This is a genomic window from Vibrio spartinae, from assembly GCF_024347135.1.
GTDB lineage: Bacteria > Pseudomonadota > Gammaproteobacteria > Enterobacterales > Vibrionaceae > Vibrio > Vibrio spartinae.
The window spans coordinates 310,768-324,305 of record NZ_AP024907.1; the positions used below are offsets into that span (position 1 = coordinate 310,768).

General features: G+C 47.3%; 11 protein-coding genes. 5 read left to right on the forward strand and 6 right to left on the reverse strand.

Annotated elements, in window-relative coordinates; genetic code table 11:
• Positions 1 to 341 precede the first annotated feature (341 nt).
• Complete coding sequence (gene pfkA / locus OCU60_RS01325; RefSeq protein ID WP_074372218.1) at positions 342 to 1,304, forward strand: 6-phosphofructokinase; 963 nt, start codon at positions 342 to 344, stop codon at positions 1,302 to 1,304.
• Positions 1,305 to 1,447: 143 nt separating this feature from the next.
• Here pfkA and glpX read toward each other — a convergent pair whose 3' ends face one another.
• Positions 1,448 to 2,455 (reverse strand): class II fructose-bisphosphatase, encoded by a 1,008-nt coding sequence (gene glpX / locus OCU60_RS01330; RefSeq protein WP_074372217.1) that lies wholly within the window; start codon positions 2,453 to 2,455, stop codon positions 1,448 to 1,450.
• A 318-nt stretch (positions 2,456 to 2,773) separates the two neighbouring features.
• Between glpX and zapB the strand changes: the two genes are divergently transcribed.
• Positions 2,774 to 3,016: a cell division protein ZapB gene (zapB, locus tag OCU60_RS01335; protein WP_074372216.1), complete on the forward strand. Its 243-nt coding sequence runs from the start codon at positions 2,774 to 2,776 to the stop codon at positions 3,014 to 3,016.
• A 145-nt stretch (positions 3,017 to 3,161) separates the two neighbouring features.
• On the opposite strand, the gene metF is transcribed toward zapB, so the two are convergent.
• The 3 genes from metF to OCU60_RS01350 form a co-directional block, all read right to left on the reverse strand.
• Positions 3,162 to 4,046 (reverse strand): methylenetetrahydrofolate reductase, encoded by an 885-nt coding sequence (gene metF / locus OCU60_RS01340; protein ID WP_074372215.1) that lies wholly within the window; start codon positions 4,044 to 4,046, stop codon positions 3,162 to 3,164.
• A 231-nt stretch (positions 4,047 to 4,277) separates the two neighbouring features.
• A complete protein-coding gene (locus OCU60_RS01345) occupies positions 4,278 to 6,689 on the reverse strand; it encodes a bifunctional aspartate kinase/homoserine dehydrogenase II (RefSeq protein WP_074372214.1) in 2,412 nt (803 codons plus the stop codon).
• Positions 6,689 to 7,855, reverse strand: coding sequence for an O-succinylhomoserine (thiol)-lyase (locus OCU60_RS01350; protein ID WP_074372213.1), 1,167 nt, complete (start codon positions 7,853 to 7,855; stop codon positions 6,689 to 6,691). Before OCU60_RS01350 ends, OCU60_RS01345 begins: the two co-directional genes overlap by 1 nt.
• 213 nt (positions 7,856 to 8,068) lie before the next feature.
• On the opposite strand from OCU60_RS01350, the gene metJ reads away from it, so the two are divergent.
• On the forward strand, positions 8,069 to 8,386 hold the full coding sequence (gene metJ / locus OCU60_RS01355; protein ID WP_072960538.1) for a met regulon transcriptional regulator MetJ: 318 nt from the start codon (positions 8,069 to 8,071) through the stop codon (positions 8,384 to 8,386).
• A gap of 162 nt (positions 8,387 to 8,548) precedes the next feature.
• Positions 8,549 to 9,199, forward strand: coding sequence for a glutathione S-transferase (locus OCU60_RS01360; RefSeq protein ID WP_074372212.1), 651 nt, complete (start codon positions 8,549 to 8,551; stop codon positions 9,197 to 9,199).
• 87 nt (positions 9,200 to 9,286) lie between these two features.
• Here the strand turns inward: OCU60_RS01360 and OCU60_RS01365 are convergent, their stop codons facing one another.
• Both OCU60_RS01365 and rpmE read right to left on the reverse strand, forming a co-directional pair.
• Positions 9,287 to 10,564, reverse strand: a complete 1,278-nt coding sequence (locus OCU60_RS01365; RefSeq protein ID WP_074372211.1) for a malic enzyme-like NAD(P)-binding protein — start codon at positions 10,562 to 10,564, stop codon at positions 9,287 to 9,289.
• 297 nt (positions 10,565 to 10,861) lie between these two features.
• Positions 10,862 to 11,083 carry a 50S ribosomal protein L31 gene (gene rpmE / locus OCU60_RS01370; RefSeq protein ID WP_074372210.1) on the reverse strand — a complete coding sequence of 74 codons (222 nt, stop codon included), beginning with the start codon at positions 11,081 to 11,083 and terminating at the stop codon, positions 10,862 to 10,864.
• Positions 11,084 to 11,333: 250 nt separating this feature from the next.
• Here rpmE and priA point away from each other — a divergent pair, with 250 nt between their 5' ends.
• The gene (priA, locus tag OCU60_RS01375; protein ID WP_074372368.1) at positions 11,334 to 13,538 is read left to right on the forward strand and encodes a primosomal protein N'; all 2,205 of its coding nucleotides are present in this window, start codon (positions 11,334 to 11,336) and stop codon (positions 13,536 to 13,538) included.

Consider the following 13,538-nt stretch of genomic DNA (forward strand, 5'->3'; position numbering starts at 1 on the left):
AGTGTGTGAATGCGTAATGGCTTGTTGTATATGCTGTTATAAGCGAGCTCGCTGCAAGAGCAGACCGTTATTTTTTAGACTATTTTGTATTCAATATTGCCCTTTACTATGGTTGATTCGCATAAGGAAAAAACTATACCCTGATGTGAATCAACAAAGAGTAATGACAAAGTTGCAATACTCATTCACAATATGAACACTTAATCTTCAGTGCAAAAAAAGTTCGGGTAACATTGTAAAAAAAGTGACATGATGTGCTGAGAAGATCGGTTTGTTTTGACAGCAACAACCGAATACAACTATCTATTAGAATGACATTCCCAATATTTTAGAGGGTGAGCATGATTAAAAAGATCGGGATATTAACAAGTGGCGGTGATGCTCCAGGGATGAACGCTGCGATTCGTGGCGTTGTACGCACTGCATTAGGCGCTGGTTTAGAAGTTTTCGGCATCTATGATGGCTATCTGGGACTCTATGAAGACCGGATTGCCCAGTTAGATCGCTCGAGTGTTTCTGACGTGATTAACCGGGGTGGCACATTTCTGGGGTCGGCACGTTTCCCTGAATTTAAAGAGGTTCACGTTCGTGAAAAAGCGATTGAGAACTTGCAGAAGCATGGTATCGAAGCGCTGGTCGTGATCGGTGGTGATGGTTCTTATATGGGCGCGAAGAAGCTGACAGAAATGGGATATCCATGTATCGGTCTGCCGGGCACCATTGATAATGATATCGCCGGCACTGATTATACCATCGGTTATCTGACGGCTTTGAATACCGTGATTGATGCGATCGACCGCTTGCGCGATACATCATCATCTCACCAACGGATTTCTATTGTTGAAATTATGGGACGTCATTGTGGTGATTTAACACTGATGTCAGCCATTGCCGGTGGATGTGAATATATTATTACCCCGGAAACGGGATTGAATATGGATGAGCTGATTTCCAATCTGAAAGATGGCATCGCGAAAGGGAAGAAACATGCCATTATTGCTTTAACTGAGCTGATGATGGATGCCAACGTTCTGGCGAAGAAGATTGAAGACGCGACGAAACGTGAAACACGAGCGACTGTGCTTGGTCACATTCAGCGTGGCGGTCGTCCGACAGCGTTTGACCGGGTTTTAGCCTCTCGGATGGGGAACTACGCCGTTCACCTTCTGTTGGAAGGCTATGGTGGTCGTTGTGTCGGTATTCAGAAAGAAGATCTGGTTCACCACGACATCATCGATGCGATCGAGAACTTGAAGCGTCCTGTTCGCCAGGATTTATACAAAGTTGCTGAAGAACTGTTTTAAGGTTTTTTCGTAGCACATATTAATAAAGACCGCGGTGAGCGGTCTTTTTTTGTATCGGATATTAAGTTGGATTCTTCGGAGTACGGATATCTCTGCTGACAAGTGCCTCTCAATGCGTCATATCGAGAGGGCAATCGTTTATATCAGACAATCCACATCCGTTCTTCCGGATCTTTTCTGTTCAGGTAATGCGTGGATTGAATCCGACGGATCGTCCGGCACTTACCGCGAATGAGCAGGGTTTCGGTGACGGCAATATTACCTTGACGAGTGACGCCATCCAGTAAGTCACCTTTCGTGATTCCCGTGGCTGAGAAAATCACATTATCACTGCGGACCATGTCTTCCATCTTCAGCACTTTACCGGCTTCTACGCCCATTTTCTGACAGCGTTCGATCTCTTGCTGACCGAGCTGGCGGTTTTCATCGGTGTCACCTTTTACTTCGTGACGAGGCAGAAGGCGACCGTGCATATCACCGTCTAAGGCACGAATCACGGCAGCGGAGACCACGCCTTCCGGTGCGCCACCGATACAATACATTACATCCACTTCACTATTGGGCATACAGGTTAAAATTGAAGCCGCCACATCGCCATCGGGGACGGCAAAGACGCGGACTCCCCACTGTTGCATCTCGGCAATGATTTGATCGTGACGAGGTTTTGCCAATGTAATCACGACCAGCGTATCCAGAGATTTACCTAATGCCTGCGCGACATGTTCGAGATTCTGTTTGAGGGGTTGATTGAGATCGATACATCCTTTGGCACCCGGACCGACAACCAGTTTTTCCATGTACATATCGGGTGCTTTCAAAAAGCTACCTTTTTCCGCGGCGGCCAATACAGAGAGCGCATTTGACTGCCCCATGGCTGTCATGCGAGTACCTTCTATCGGATCAACCGCGATATCAACTTCATCACCGCCCAAACCAACCTTCTCGCCGATATAGAGCATCGGGGCATCATCGATTTCCCCTTCTCCAATTACAATCTCTCCCGTGATTTCTGTTTTATTCAACAGGCTCCGCATGACTTCGACAGCAGCGCCATCGGCTGCATTTTTATCACCGCGCCCAAGCCATTTATACCCGGCTAAAGCTGCACCTTCGGTCACTCGGGAAAAGGCCATTGCTAAATCACGTTTCATGTGAACTCCATCTTGACGGAAAACTGAGAAATTTGCGTCGAATTTTAGCATATCCCGACGAAAACGTTTGCTGAAATGCTTGTGGATTATTGCACTTGATCAAATCGGCCTCAGATCTTTAACCACATTTCTGCGCTCAAGCAGGATTGAACCCGTCACGAAGAACAACAAAAGTAAGAATTGTGTCAATTCACGTCGGTTTTTTAATCGAATGATGAAAATATTCAATATAGAGCGTGTTTCTCCAGCCGTGGCTGAGTAGAATGAACAACTAGGTACAATCATCATTGCAAGCGCAGAATCGTAAAGGATATAAGCATGTCTTTTGAAGTGTTAGAGAAATTAGAAGCCAAAATTCAAACTGCCGTTGATACAATCACACTCCTTCAAATGGAAGTTGAAGAATTAAAAGAAGAAAAACAGAAATTGATTGAAGAAGCGACTCAGCTGAAAACCAGTCGTGATGAACTGGAACAGCACGTACAAGACATTCAGCAAGAGCAGACCGCGTGGCAGGAACGTATCCGCAATTTGCTGGGTAAGATGGAAGATATGGAGTAAGAAGCGAGGCTTTCTATATCAAAGCGATCTGGTTCAAGCTTTCTGTCTTACACACGCGATATTAAAAAAATGCCGACATTCCTGTCGGCATTTTTCATGAGTCCTGTCGGCATTGTTCATGAGAGAGTTGAAAGACGATTTATGCTTACGGGCGGATGCCGAGTGTATGGCATAACGCATAGGTCATTTCTGCCCGATTCAGTGTATAGAAGTGGAAGTCTTTCACGCCTTCACGACAGAGTATCCGGACCATGTCAATGGCTTGACTTGCACCGACAAGCTGACGTGTCACCGGATCATCGTCTAATCCGTCGAATTGTTGATTCATCCAGCCCGGTACTTTGACATGGTTCTGCGCGGCAAAGCGAGATGCCTGTTTAAAGTTGGATACCGGGAGAATGCCCGGTACGATTTCGACATCGATACCGGCGCTGACACAGCGGTCCCGAAATCGCAGATAACATTCAACATCAAAGAAAAACTGAGAGATGGCACGGTTCGCACCCGCATCCACTTTACGTTTGAGATTCAGTAAGTCGGCCTGAGCACTTTTGGCTTCAGGGTGGACTTCAGGAAAGGCTGCGACAGAAATATCAAAGTCGTGACGGGATTTGAGTAAGGTCACCAGATCAGCAGCATACATCTCCGGTTTACCACCGCCCGGAGGAATATCCCCCCGGAGCGCAACAATATTCTTGATACCGTTGTTCCAGTAGTCATCGGCAATCTGACTCAACGCCTCACGACTGGCATCAATACAAGTTAGGTGAGGGGCTGCGACTAAACCGGTCCGGGATTTGATTTCTTTAATAATGGCATGGGTTCTCTCTCGTTCTCCGGAGTTCGCTCCGTAGGTAACAGAGACGAATTTGGGCTGTAAGGTTTTTAAGCGCTGCACGGAGTTCCAGAGCGTTTCTTCCATCTTCGGTGAACTGGGCGGGAAAAACTCAAAAGAGACGTTAAGGTCCCCGGATAATTCACTAATGTTCTGATTCAGTGCATCAATATGTCCAGCATATGAGTATCCCATCTTCTCTCTCCCGTGAATGATGGCTAATCGGATTTTAATCGACATTTGGACGTCTATATGTCTAGATATTCTATTGAATTGTTTTTGATGTCAATAATATAAGCATGAATATTATTCATGTTTATATGAAGGCTTTTCACATTTCTTCGTGTCTAACCCAATTGAGTTTAGAAACAAATCAGGAGCCTTTCGGCTCCTGAACAATTAAATATGTGATCGAGAATGGATTTGTTATAACAGGCTGGAAAGTAGATTAATATCTGACTGGATTGCACCCGCAGTGACATCTCGTCCGGCACCGGGGCCGCGAATCACTAATGGATTGTCTTTATACCATTTACTTTCGATGGCAAAGATATTATCGCACGGTAGTAGATTGGCTAATGGATGCTCTCGGTGTAATGCTTCCACACCGACGGAGGCTTTGCCTGATTTCTCCAAGCGAGCGACATAACGCAGCACTTTATCTTCTCTCTGTGCTTTTGCCAGACGTTCAGCAAGCTGAATGTCGAGTTGAGCGCTTTGGTCAAGAAAGTCATCCAGAGAGAGGCACTGTAATTCTTCCGGCACCAGTGATTCGACAGTGACCTGACCGGGTTCAATATCCAGACCGGACTCACGCGCCAGAATGACCAATTTTCTCATGACGTCGGAGCCATCTAAATCATTTCTCGGATCGGGTTCGGTTAAGCCTTGTTGCCAAGCCAGATCAACCAATTCACTAAATGGGACAGTCCCGTCGTATTGTTGGAAGAGCCAAGACAGTGTTCCTGAGAAAATCCCGGACAGAGCGACGATCTCATCTCCGCTTTCCCGCAGATCTCTCACCGTATGGTTAATCGGCAGACCAGCACCGACTGTCGCATTGTAAAACCAGTGACGGCTGATCTTTGTAAAAGAGTCTTTAACTTGATAGTAGTATTCACTACTTGAAGAGCCCGCGACCTTGTTGGCAGAAATAAGGTGCATTCCTTGTTCTGCGATCTGAATATATTGTCCGGCGAGTTCAGCACTGGCGGTCACATCCAGCACGATGACATCATCATAGCCGCGGATCTGTCCGAGTTTGAGTAGCCATCCTTGACCATCATTGGGAATGGATTCTTCAAGAAAATGTTGTGCGACCTTTGTCGGGTCAATGCCATGTTCATCAAACCAGTAGGTCTGACTATCGATGATCGCAACCAGTTCAAAACTCATCCCCCGGCGCTTTTCCAGCTCGGCTTTCTGTTCCGCAAAGAGCTTGAGCCAACTTGAGCCAATATTGCCTTTGCCGCAGAGTGCGAGTGCCACGCGTTTCTGAGCCTGAAAAAGGTAAGTATGTAGCTGATTGACCAAAGTATCCATGGATGTCTGACGAAGTATCGCGACCAGACTCAATTCTGATTCAGATTCACAGAGGAATTCAATCGGAGCCTGTTTGAGCTGCTGATAAAAACCGAAACAGTGGTTGGCATTTTTGGTCACCCCGGCACCGACGGCGGCGACCAGTGAATAGCCTTCTTTGAGGCGAATTTCCGCTTCAATAGCGGCATCTTGCAAATAGGATAAAGCACCAGAAGCAATTTCAGCCGTGTAAGCAAGCTGGATGCGATACTGGTCTTCTTGCTTATCATAAGCAAGCGGTATGAGCTGGGCTCGCTTGAGTTGCTCGATCACCTGTTTGTACAGACGCTGAAAATCGTGTCCGCGTGAGAAACTCAGTTCAATCAGTAAGACTTCATCCAAAGACGTGATGATTTTGGCACCCCGTCCTGAAGCAAGTACCCGTTCGATATGGGTTGATCCGGCTTCAGGGTCATAGCTACACCGGAGATGCAGATCAATCGCACTTTGCGCTACCGGCTGTAATGTCCGGCTGTGTAAGACGGGTGCAGCGAGGCGAGCCAGTTCGCTGGCTTCATCCAGACGAAGGAGCGGCAGCAGGCAGGCATCAGTGACGACTCTCGGGTCTGCACTGTAGACACCGGCGACATCACTCCAAATTGTTACCCGCTCGACTTCTGCCAGTGCACCAATAATGGTCGCTGAGTAATCGGAACCATTCCGCCCCAGCAGCACGGTTTCTCCGGCTTCGTCTTGAGCGATGAATCCAGTGATCACGATCCGTTGATGACCATGTTGAGCCAGAATTTCCTTCAATAGCGGATAAGACTGGGCACGGTCGATTTCCGGTTGGGTCTCTCGGTGAGCGCGTAAAAATGCTCTGGCGTCTTGTGCAATCGCCATTAATCCTTGCTGGTTGAGTAACGCTGCCATTAAACGGGATGACCACATCTCACCATGAGCTAATACGAATGCCTGTTGGGCGGCACTTAGTGGGGCACTGAGTTCAGCGAGGATCATGCACTCATCACTCACTCGGTTCGTCAGTGCTTGAGCGGCTTCTCCTTCGAGCAAGTCTGCAATTAACTGGTGTTGAAACTGTTGAATCTGACCCAAAATTGCTTGGGCCTGTTGCGGTTTGACGGTTAGATTCTCAATAAAAGCAATGAGTTGATTGGTTGTTTTGCCCGCTGCAGAAACCACAACTAGGTCGTGACTTTGCGAATACTCTTTGAGAATTTGAGCAACGCGGCGATAACATGCCGGATCAGCCAGACTACTTCCTCCGAATTTATGGAGGTGGCGTACGGTGGTCATCAACGATTCTCCTTTACCCAATTTAGGGATTGATCCAGATCGGCAATCAAGTCATCGACATCTTCTAAGCCGACCGAGAGCCGTAATAATTGTAGAGTAATACCGGCTTTGTGGAGTGCTTCCTCACCCATCGCACGATGGGTCATCGTTGCCGGGTGACAAATTAAACTTTCGACACCACCGAGTGACTCCGCTAATGAAAACAGATTGAGCCGGCTCACAAATTGTTGCAGCTCTTCATAGCTCCCCACAAATTCAAAGCTGAGCATCGAACCAAATCCGCTTTGCTGCTTTTGCGCAATGTCATGACCGGGATGAGTCGGTAAACTCGGATGATAAATGGTTCCGATCAGCGTCTGAGACTGCAAGTAAGCGAGAATTTTCAGTGAGCTTTCTTCATGGCAACGCATTCTTGCGCTCAAGGTGCGTAGCCCTCTGAGTGTCATATAACTATCGAATGGGGTACCGGAGGCTCCGATACAGTTGGCCCACCAAGAAAGCTGTTCAGCGTGCGCTTTGGTTTTGCTGATAATTACGCCGCCAATCACATCAGAGTGGCCATTGATATACTTTGTCGTCGAATGGATCACAAAGTCAGCGCCCAGCGATAAAGGTTGTTGGTAGACTGGGGTCAGGAAGGTATTATCAACAGCGACTAAAGCACCGACCTGCTTTGCCTGCTGACAGATTTTTTCGATATCAACGACCCGGACAAGCGGGTTGGATGGTGTTTCCAGCAAAATGAGTTTAGGTTTCTGGGCTAAGGCTTCAGTGAGCGCAGCATCGTCGCATTGATCAACGAATAACACCCGGAAGTCACCTTTATTGGCGCGGGTATTGAATAAACGGTATGTGCCGCCATAACAATCATTCGGTGCGACGATGAGATCATCGGGGCCGATAAAGGCAGAAACCCATAGATTAAGCGCTGATGTACCGCAGTTGGTGATTACGGCTCCCTGACCACCTTCCAGTTCGTAAAGTGCTTGTTCCAGCAGTCCACGGTTCGGATTACCGGAACGGGTATAATCGTACTGAGGGACTTCACCGAACGCCGGAAATCCATAATTCGTTGAGAGATAAATCGGTGGAACGACAGCATGGTACTGCGTGTCTGACTCAATACCCGTTCGAACGGCGATGGTTGCCTGTTTACGAGTGCTCATATGTGATTCCTTCCTACTTGATGACAGATGTCGTTCATGACTGAAAATCTCAATCGACACGGATTGGACATGATGGTTCACTTTACTGATTTTTTAATGGGACGTCAATACTTCTAGACGTCTATATGTCTTTGCTTGTAGCAGTAAATAAAGCTAAAATTAACACCTACTTTTTTTGATAATAATGACGAATTCCGGCAATGAGGGGAAGCAATGGCTGATTGGAATGGTGAATACATAAGTCCTTATGCTGAGCATGGTAAGAAAAACGAGCAGGTCAAGAAAATTACGGTTTCTATCCCATTGAAAGTTCTCAAAGTATTGACTGATGAACGGACAAGACGCCAGATCAATAATTTACGTCATGCCACAAATAGTGAGCTGTTATGTGAGGCATTTTTGCATGCGTATACGGGTCAGCCTTTGCCGACGGATGAAGATCTGCGTAAAGATCGCCCGGATGATATTCCAACTGAAGCAAAAGCAATCATGACTGAGATGGGCATTGAATTTGAATCTTATGATGATTAATTCGCAGGTGCCTGACTTCGCAGACAGATAAAGTATTTTTTGTCATGCTGGCTGATTTGAACGAATTGATTTAACCGCAAGCGAATATGAAATCAATTTCTTTTTAGAAAGGGAACAATGCACAAGAGGGGTTGTTTCCTTTGCAGATAAGGAACGTCTGATATGATCTATGTTCACTACCTTGAACAGTCTCGGGCATTACGTGTGGTCTGGTTGTTGGAAGCGCTCGAACTCGAATATGAGATTGTTCATTATAGTCGAGACCCAAAGACTTGGGGAGCACCGGAGTCTTTGAAGGCGGTTCATCCGTTAGGTAAATCTCCGATGATTGTTGATGGCGAACAAACCATTGCCGAGTCAGGTGCCATTATCGAGTATCTGATCGATACCTATGATCATCAACATCGTTTCCGGCCTGAATCAGGGCAGGCATTACTGGATTACCGCTACTGGTTACATGCCGCTGAAGGTTCTTTCATGATGTGGCTGGTGATGCGGCTGATCTTTATTAAGTCGAGAGAAAAACTCCCATTCTTGCTGCGTCCGCTGATTGGTTCTTTTCTCAACAAAATGGATCAGATAGTGATTGAGCCTCGTGTGTCTACTTTCTTGCGTTATATCGATGATACGCTTGCGCAACGTTCATGGTTTGCCGGAGAGAAACTCAGTGGTGCCGACTTTCAGATGCATTTGGTATTACAACTTGCCGATATGCGGGCGGATTTGTCTGTCTATCCTAATATTCAACGCTATAATCAACAGGTTGCCCAACTGGCAAGCTATCAGCAAGCATTGCAAAAAATACCTAGTTGAATCAAATGTTTAAATGCAAGTAATAAAAAGAGGATACACGATGTGTATCCTCTTTTTGTATCCGTGATGTTCTGCCAGTGTGTTGGATTAATCTTGCATGTAGCCTTCAGGCATTGAAATCCGAGCAACGCCTGAATCAACAGCGGCTTGCGCAACAGCTCTGGCGACTCGTGGCAACAGCCGTGGATCCATCGGTTTGGGAATAATGTACTCGGGACCGAATGAGAGGCTATCGATATCGGCCGCAGTCAGAACCTCTGCCGGTACATCTTCTTTGGCAAGCTGGCGAATGGCTTCAACCGCTGCAATTTTCATTTCATCGTTAATTTCGCTGGCTCGGATATCCAGCGCACCACGGAAGATGAACGGGAAGCAGAGAACATTGTTGACCTGATTTGAGTAGTCAGAACGCCCCGTTCCCATGATCAAATCCTTGCGGACTTGGTAAGCCAGTTCCGGTTTGATTTCTGGATCTGGGTTTGAGCAAGCGAACACGACCGGCTTTTCAGCCATCAGTGCTAATGCTTCCGGCGGCAGGAGGTTTGGACCTGAAACGCCAAGGAATAGATCGGCATCTTGAATGACGTCTTCCAAGGTTCTCTTATCCGTATTATTTGCAAATAATTGTTTGTGTTCATTGAGATCACTACGGCGGGTGTGAATCACACCTTTGCGGTCAAGCATATAGATCTTCTCACGCATTGCACCGCATTTGATCAACAGTTCCATACAGGCAATGGCTGCTGCACCAGCGCCCAGACAAACGATCGTACACTCCTTCAGGTCCTTTCCCTGTAGCTCAATTGCATTGAGCATGCCTGCAGCAGTGACGATTGCTGTACCGTGTTGATCATCATGAAATACGGGGACATCACAACGTTCGATGAGACGTCGTTCGATTTCAAAACAATCCGGTGCTTTGATATCTTCCAGATTTATACCACCAAAAGTATCAGCAATATTTGCGACAGTCTCGACGAACTCATCAATCGTCCGGTGCTTCACTTGAATGTCGAATGAGTCCAGACCGGCGAATCGTTTGAAAAGCAACGCTTTTCCTTCCATCACAGGTTTGGATGCCATCGGCCCCAGATTGCCTAATCCAAGGATGGCTGTCCCGTTAGAGATAACTGCGACGGTATTGCCTTTCGCCGTATACTTGTAAATATTATCGACATCCTGCGCAATCTCACGGACCGGCTCGGCAACACCGGGACTGTAGGCTAAAGCCAGATCCGCAGCGGTGTCGGCAGGTTTGGTGAGCGAGATTGCGATTTTTCCTGCGGTTGGAATGGCGTGATAATCCAAAGCTTTCTGGCGAAATGCTTTTTCGGGAGTTGAATCTTGATGGTTGTCTTCAGACATAGGATCGTGTCTCGTTTTTATAGGGAAAGAAACTGCATTCTAATGGATGTCTGGGGAGCTGCCTAGGCGATCATGACATTATGTGTTTAAACGTTGCATAAATATGTAGAGGTTGGAGGAGTTTATGCTGATATATTCTGTTTTATGCAAGAATTACGTTGATGTCATAGAGATGATGACACACCAATAGACAGTGAGCCTCGCTTGGGATGACTTGCGTCAGGGGAACCAGAGGTACTTTGGAAAATAAAAAGGACACCATTTGGTGTCCTTTTTGAAATTCTCAGCGAAGAGAGATTATTTTTTGCCGCTGCTCAGCGCACCGAAACGCTTGTTGAAGCGATCTACACGACCACCGGTATCAACGACACGTTGTTTACCAGTATAGAATGGGTGACATTTGTCACAAACATCCAAGTGCAGGGAATCTTTGTTCAATGTAGTTTTGAATTCGAAAGCGTTGCCGCAAGAACATGTTGCGCTTACAACTTTGTATTCTGGGTGGATACCAGTTTTCATGGGAGAACCTCAAAATCGGGCCATGTCGCTATCCGGATCGTTGCCGGACACCACATGTCAGTTAATTATATCGTCTTACATCGGTTGTGATACGGGCATCCGTATCATCAAGGCGCGCTATATTAAAGAATCCATGAGCGGTGATCAACTAGTTTTGCTGTTATTTTCACCATTGTTATTGCTGTCTCGAATTTCACGATAGCTTCGATTAGACTGTGGTCCATGATTTTTACATCTGATGTTCAGTGATATGCATCCATCCATTGCCCGAGTGGCATTACCTGTCCCTTTAGATAAACAGTTCGACTATCTGATACCGGCGCATTGTCAGCCTGTGATCGGTGGACGGGTTTCAGTGCCGTTTGGGCGACAGACTTTGATTGGCATTGTGGTTGCGCTCGGACATGACTCTGATGTGAGTCATGATGTGCTGAAACCGATTCGCGCAGTGCTGGATGAGCAGCCAGTTTGGTCAGCCAGTCTGTTTCGACTATTTACTTGGTGCAGCCAATATTATCAATATCCACTCGGTGATACCTTGTCAAATGTGTTACCCGCGGCATTGAGAAAAGGAAAAGCCGCTGATTTTGCGACCTTGCGAGAGTGGTGCCTGACATCAGCCGGACGGGACAAGTTGATGCAGGGGCTCGGCCGAGCAGTCCAGCAGGCGAAGGTGTTGCGTTTGCTGGAAAACGGCACACAAAGTCATCAAGCATTACTCGATGAAGAGATCAGTCGTCAGGTCTTGAACACGCTTCAGGACAAAGGGTGGATTGACGCGATTGACAGAAAACCAGACCGTCAAAAGTGGCCTGAATTACTGGAAGACGAAGATGAAAAACCGCAACTGAATATGGAACAGTCCGTTGCGATTGCGACGATCAACAGCCAGCACGAATTTGGTTGCTACTTATTGGAAGGTGTCACTGGCTCGGGGAAAACAGAAGTCTACCTGAACTTGATTGCACCGGTCTTGAAGCAAGGAAAACAAGCCCTGGTTCTCGTGCCTGAAATTGGTTTAACCCCACAGACTATCCAGCGTTTTCGTTCACGTTTTATGGTGCCGGTGGTCGTCATGCATTCCGGGCTCAATGAGACCGAAAGACTGAATGCATGGTTGTCTGCCCGGGATGGTCATGCCGGTGTGATCATCGGAACGCGTTCTGCGCTGTTTACACCGTTTGCCGATTTGGGAATCATTATTGTTGATGAAGAACATGATGCTTCATACAAACAGCAGGATAGCTTACGTTATCATGCTCGGGATGTGGCCGTTATGCGCGCCAGCCTTGAACAGATTCCCATTGTTTTGGGTTCAGCGACGCCTGCACTGGAGACCTTACAAAATGCACTCAGTGGCAAATACCATCATTTGACTTTGACACAACGGGCTGGGGATGCTGTTCCGGCGACCAATCGGGTTCTGGATGTCAAAGGGCTCTACCTTGAAGGCGGACTGTCAGCCCCGTTGATTGCTGAAATGAGAAAGCATTTACAGGTTGGGAATCAGGTTTTGTTATTTCTCAACCGACGGGGGTACGCCCCCGTGCTGATGTGTCATGAGTGTGGCTGGGTCGCCCATTGTCAGCGCTGTGATGCACGTTATACCTATCATCAGGTGACACAGGAGCTGCGTTGTCACCACTGCGGTTCCCAGCGTCCGGTGTTGCATCAATGCCAGGATTGTGGCTCGACACAGATGGCGACGGTTGGTGTCGGGACTGAGCAATTGGAAACACAACTGGCGGAGATCTTCCCCCAATATCGAACTATCCGGATTGATCGGGACAGTACTCGGAGAAAAGGCACGCTGGAATCGGCTCTCAATGCCGTTCATCGGGGGGAATATCATATTTTAATCGGGACGCAGATGCTGGCAAAAGGTCATCATTTTCCGCGAGTGACACTGGTTGGCTTGCTGGATGTTGACAGTGCGTTGTACAGTCATGATTTTCGGGCATCGGAACGATTGGCACAGCTGTTTATTCAGGTTGCCGGTCGTGCCGGACGCGCCAGCCAGCCCGGTGAAGTTATTCTTCAGACGCATCACCCAGAGCACAGTTTATTGCAGGCATTGCTCAACAAGGATTACCGTCACTTTGCCATGAGCGCGTTACATGAGCGGAAACTGGCATTATTACCTCCTTTCAGTTACTTGACTTTATTTAAAGCCGAATCAAATCAAGCCGAGCTTGGTGAAGATTTTCTCAGACAGGTGAGGCAGACTTTGGAAGTTCACCCCTTGTTTGATCATGCAACCTGCACGGTTTTAGGACCATCTCCGGCACCGATGGCGAAACGAGCCGGGAAATATCGCTGGCAGCTATTGCTCCAAACGATGAGTCGCCCGATGATGCAAAAACTGTTGATGAGTGCTAAACCTGTCATTCAACGCTTACCACTCGCGGGGAAAGTGCGTTGGTCGCTCGATGTTGAACCACATGATTTGTCGTAA

Excerpts from the sequence above, each read along its gene's own strand:
- pfkA (WP_074372218.1), top strand. The coding sequence starts at position 342 with ATGATTAAAAAGATCGGGATATTAACAAGTGGCGGTGATGCTCCAGGG.
- glpX (WP_074372217.1), bottom strand. The coding sequence starts at position 2,455 with ATGAAACGTGATTTAGCAATGGCCTTTTCCCGAGTGACCGAAGGTGCA.
- zapB (WP_074372216.1), top strand. The coding sequence starts at position 2,774 with ATGTCTTTTGAAGTGTTAGAGAAATTAGAAGCCAAAATTCAAACTGCC.
- metF (WP_074372215.1), bottom strand. The coding sequence starts at position 4,046 with ATGGGATACTCATATGCTGGACATATTGATGCACTGAATCAGAACATT.
- OCU60_RS01345 (WP_074372214.1), bottom strand. The coding sequence starts at position 6,689 with ATGACCACCGTACGCCACCTCCATAAATTCGGAGGAAGTAGTCTGGCT.
- OCU60_RS01350 (WP_074372213.1), bottom strand. The coding sequence starts at position 7,855 with ATGAGCACTCGTAAACAGGCAACCATCGCCGTTCGAACGGGTATTGAG.
- metJ (WP_072960538.1), top strand. The coding sequence starts at position 8,069 with ATGGCTGATTGGAATGGTGAATACATAAGTCCTTATGCTGAGCATGGT.
- OCU60_RS01360 (WP_074372212.1), top strand. The coding sequence starts at position 8,549 with ATGATCTATGTTCACTACCTTGAACAGTCTCGGGCATTACGTGTGGTC.
- OCU60_RS01365 (WP_074372211.1), bottom strand. The coding sequence starts at position 10,564 with ATGTCTGAAGACAACCATCAAGATTCAACTCCCGAAAAAGCATTTCGC.
- rpmE (WP_074372210.1), bottom strand. The coding sequence starts at position 11,083 with ATGAAAACTGGTATCCACCCAGAATACAAAGTTGTAAGCGCAACATGT.
- priA (WP_074372368.1), top strand. The coding sequence starts at position 11,334 with ATGCATCCATCCATTGCCCGAGTGGCATTACCTGTCCCTTTAGATAAA.